The organism is Streptomyces niphimycinicus, assembly GCF_018883605.1.
In the GTDB taxonomy this organism is placed as follows: Bacteria; Actinomycetota; Actinomycetes; order Streptomycetales; family Streptomycetaceae; genus Streptomyces; species Streptomyces niphimycinicus.
The window spans coordinates 1-664 of the sequence record NZ_JAHLEM010001122.1; the positions used below are offsets into that span (position 1 = coordinate 1).

1 protein-coding gene is annotated in these 664 nt (G+C 70.5%); it reads left to right on the plus strand.

What is annotated here, in order from left to right:
* Positions 1-664 (plus strand): acyltransferase domain-containing protein (locus tag KN815_RS48095; protein ID WP_216348068.1); only part of this gene is annotated, 664 nt, incomplete at both ends.

A 664-nucleotide genomic window follows, 5' to 3' on the forward strand; every position in this document is an offset into this window, starting at 1 on the left:
CCACCGAGTGGCCCGAGACCGGTCAGCCGCGCCGGGCGGGAATCTCCGCCTTCGGTGTGAGCGGTACGAACGCGCACACCATCATCGAGCAGGCCCCGGTGTATGACCAGGCGGTGACGGACGAGGACCCCGCCGAGGACCACGGCGTCCTTCCCTGGGCGCTCTCCGCCCGGAGCCCGGAAGCCCTGCGAGCCCAGGCCGAGCAACTGCGGTCGCATCTGATGGCGCACACCGAACTGGGCACGCTGGATCTGGCTTACTCCTTGGTGGCGACGCGCTCGGCCCTCGAACACCGTGCGGTGGTCACGGCCGCGGACCGTGCGGAACTGCTGCGCGGGCTCGATGCTGTCGCGGCCGGTGAGGCTGCCCCGGGAGTGATGCGGTCCGTCGCGCGTATGTCGGGTTCGACGGCGTTCTTGTTCTCGGGTCAGGGTGCGCAGCGCCTGGGCATGGGCCGGGAGCTGTACGAGGCGTTCCCGGTGTTCGCCAGTGCCCTGGACGAGGTGTGCGCGCATCTGGACATGCTGCTGGACCGTCCGCTGAAGGACGTGGTGTTCGCGGCGGAGGGCAGCGCGGACGCCGAACTGCTGGATCGGACGGCGTTCACCCAGCCCGCGTTGTTCGCGGTCGAGGTGGCGTTGTTCCGGCTGCTGTCCGCGTGGGG